This window comes from Sphingomonas bacterium, assembly GCF_903643065.1.
GTDB lineage: Bacteria > Pseudomonadota > Alphaproteobacteria > Sphingomonadales > Sphingomonadaceae > Sphingomonas.
The window spans coordinates 1-3,653 of the sequence record NZ_CAHJWX010000306.1; the positions used below are offsets into that span (position 1 = coordinate 1).

Below are 3,653 nucleotides of genomic sequence, written 5' to 3' on the forward strand. Positions count from 1 at the left end.
CAGCGCGGTGGCGACCGCGCCGTCGCCGCCGCCCGCGTAGAGCGGGTGCAGGCCGCAGCCGGGCAGCGCCAGCGCGAGGAGGAGCGCGGCGCGCCTCATGCGACGAGGTTCACGAGGCGGTCAGGGATGACGATCACCTTGCGCGGCGCCGCGCCGGCGAGGAAGGCCGCGACCTTGTCGCTGGCGAGCGCGGCCGCCTCCGTCGCCTCGCGCGGCTCGCCCTTCGGCCGGGTGAGCGTGTCGCGCAGCTTGCCGTTGACCTGGATCGCGACGATGACCTCGTCGTCGACGAGCAGCGCCGGATCGACGGCGGGCCAGGGGGCGTCGGCGATCAGCCCCTCGCCGGTCCAGGCCTCCTCGGCGAGATGGGGCAGCATCGGGCTGGCGAGCAGCAGCAGCGTGCGCGCCGCCTGTTCGCGGTCGCGCGACCCGGGCGCCTTCTCGATTGCGTTGGCGAGCGTGTAGAGCAGCGCGACGGCCTTGTTGAACTGCAGCCCCTCGATCGCCTCGGCGACGCCGGCCGTGGTGCGGTGGACGAGCTTGCGCAAGCCGATGTCCTCGCCATCGCTGGTGCCCTCCGCCTGCACCAGCCGCCAGACGCGCTGGACGAAGCGCCAGGCGCCCTCGATGCCGGCCTCCGACCAGGGCAGGTCGCGCTCGGGCGGGCTGTCCGACAGCATGAACCAGCGCACCGCGTCGGCGCCGTATTGATCGACGATCGGGCCGGGATCAACGGTGTTGCGCTTGGATTTGGACATCTTCTCAACGCGGCCGACCTCGATGGCGGCGCCGGTGGCGGTTTCGCGGCCATCGGCGACCTCGTCGGGCGAGAGCCAGCGGCCGTCGGCGGCGCGATAGGTCTCGTGCGTCACCATGCCCTGAGTGAACAGCCCGGCGAAGGGCTCGGCAATGTCTAGCCGGCCCAGATGCTTGAGCGCGCGCGTCCAGAAGCGGGCGTAGAGCAGGTGCAGGATCGCGTGCTCGACCCCGCCGATATACTGGCCGACGGGGAGCCATTTCTCCGCCACCGCGCGATCGAACGGCTGGTCTTTCGGCTGGCTGGCGAAGCGGATGAAGTACCAGCTCGAATCGGCGAAGGTATCGAGCGTGTCCGTCTCGCGGGTCGCCGCGCCACCACAGGTGGGACAGGCGACATGCTTCCAGGTCGGGTGGCGGTCGAGCGGGTTGCCGGGCGTGGCGAAGTCGACATCGTCGGGCAGCACGACGGGCAGCTGCTCGCGCGGGACGGGCACGACGCCGCAGTCCGCGCAGTGGACGACGGGGATCGGCGTGCCCCAGTAACGCTGGCGCGAGACGCCCCAGTCGCGCAGTCGGTAGACGACCTCTCGTTTACCCCAACCGCCCTGCTCAGCGGCAATAATGATGCGCTCTTTTGCTTCCTCAATGCGGAGCCACTCTGATTGACCGAAGAAATTGAGGTACTCCCAGTCACCCTCGGTGCGCGTAGCCTTGAGCGCGCGCTTTATGCGAATCAGAGCTTCGGAGTCGCCAGCTCTGACGAGCGGCTCGTAAGAGGTTCTATCGAAGGCCCGCTTTGTGATCCTGAAAAGTTCTAGTTCGTCGTCTTCTCCCCGCACAACCCAAGGATCTTCGTCGAAAGCAGCTATCCCGACGATTGCAAGTTCTTCAACAGTAGGCTCTCGCGAATAAAGCGGACGGAGCGCAGGCTGCACATCTAAACCATACTTGCGCGCGAAGTCGAGGTCGCGCTGGTCGTGCGCGGGGACGCCCATGACGGCGCCGGTGCCGTATTCCATCAGCACGAAATTGGCGATGTGGACCGGCAGCGCCGCGCCGGTGAACGGATGCGTCGCGGTCAGCCCGGTGTCGTAGCCGAGCTTCTCCTGCGTCTCCAGCTCGGCGGCGGTGGTGCCGCCTTCCTTGCAGCGCGCGACGAACGCGGCGGCCTCGGGCGACCGTCCGGCCGCCGCGCGTGCGATCGGGTGATCGGCGGCGACGGCGACGAAGCTCGCGCCGAAGATGGTGTCGGGGCGGGTGGAATAGACTTCGACGGTCTCGCTCCCCCTCCCGCTGGCGGGAGGGGGTTGGGGGGTGGGCGCGACGGTTCCACCGGCGGGATCGCCCGAGGAGAGCGGGAGCCCACCCCCGACCCCTCCCGCGAGCGGGAGGGGAGAAAGGGTGAACCGGAAGCGCAGGCCCTCGCTCTTGCCGATCCAGTTCTCCTGCATCAGCCGGACCTTGTCGGGCCAATGGCCAAGGTCGGCGAGCCCGGCGAGCAGCTCGTCGGCAAAGGCGGTGATCTTGAGGAACCATTGGGCGAGCTGGCGCTTCTTCACGACCGCGCCCGAGCGCCAGCCGCGGCCGTCGATCACCTGTTCGTTGGCGAGCACGGTCAGGTCGACCGGGTCCCAGTTCACCGCCGACTGTTTCCGATAGACCAGGCCCGCGTCGAGGAAGTCGAGGAACAGCGCCTGTTCTTGGCCGTAATAATCGGGGTCGCAGGTCGCCAGCTCGCGCGACCAGTCGAGCGCGAAGCCCAGCCGCTTGAGCTGCGCCTTCATGGTGGCGATGTTGGCCCGCGTCCAGCTGCCCGGATGCACGCCGTTGGCCATCGCCGCGTTCTCGGCCGGCATGCCGAACGCGTCCCAGCCCATCGGGTGGAGCACCTCGTGCCCCGTCATCCGGCGATAGCGCGCGAGCACGTCGCCCATCGTGTAGTTGCGGACATGGCCCATGTGGATGTGCCCCGACGGATAGGGGAACATCTCCAGCACATAGGAGCGGGGCTTGGGGGAGGCGTCGTCGGCGGCGAACGTCCGCCGCTCGTCCCAGACCGCCTGCCAGCGCGCGTCCGCCTTCAGCGCGTTGAAGCGCGGGGGCTGGCCCACCCTATCCCGCCACCGCCGCGCGGCGCAGGTCGCGCGCGCGCGTCAGGATGATGTCCTCCAGCTTCTGCGTCGTCGCGGCCTGCACGGGCGCGGCGACCCATTGGCCGTTCTGGCTGACCTGCCGCAGCGCCGCGACGCGGATCGCGTCGGCGCGCAGATCCTGATCGAGGATCGAGACGGTGAGCTTGACGCGCTCGCCCGGCGCCTGCGGGTTGGCGTACCAGTCGGTGACGATGACGCCGCCGTTCGAATCGGTCTGGAGCAACGGCATGAAGCCCAGCGTGTCGAGCGACGCGCGCCACAGATACGCGTTGACGCCGATCGTGGTGACCTTGGACGCGGCGAGATCGGCCTTGGGGCGGTCACCGCCATGGCTGCACGCGGCGAGCGGCGCCAGCAGCAGCAGCGCGAAAAGAGGATGCGACGGGCGCAACATGGGGTTAAGGTCCTGCAAGCGACGGATTGCCGGCCCTACCCGCGCGGGCACGGGCTCGCAAGGCGCCCAGCCCTGTGCGCAATCGGCAACACACCCGATATATTACGCAGGCAGCGGTGTCGCGTTCACCGTCGCGCGTTATAGGGCGACGACATTGTTTCGCGAGTCCATGGGAAGAGACGTGAGCGGACGGGGTAACACCATCGCGTTGGTCGCCGGGGCGCTCGTCGCCGCCGGCGCCGTCGCCATGCCCGCCGCGCAGGCCGCTGCTCAGGCGGACCGCCGGATCGTCCATCAGCGCCTGCGCCTTCTCCCAGGCGCGCTCGGCCGCGGCGACGTCGCGGGCG

2 protein-coding genes are annotated in these 3,653 nt (G+C 69.3%); both read right to left on the reverse strand.

The window, feature by feature from the left end; genetic code table 11:
* Positions 1-95 precede the first annotated feature (95 nt).
* Complete coding sequence (locus tag HUU95_RS14620; protein WP_174280134.1) at positions 96-2,870, reverse strand: leucine--tRNA ligase; 2,775 nt, start codon at positions 2,868-2,870, stop codon at positions 96-98.
* 1 nt (position 2,871) lies between these two features.
* A complete protein-coding gene (locus HUU95_RS10895) occupies positions 2,872-3,306 on the reverse strand; it encodes a DUF3576 domain-containing protein (protein ID WP_174280135.1) in 435 nt (144 codons plus the stop codon).
* Between the last annotated feature and the right edge of the window lie 347 nt (positions 3,307-3,653).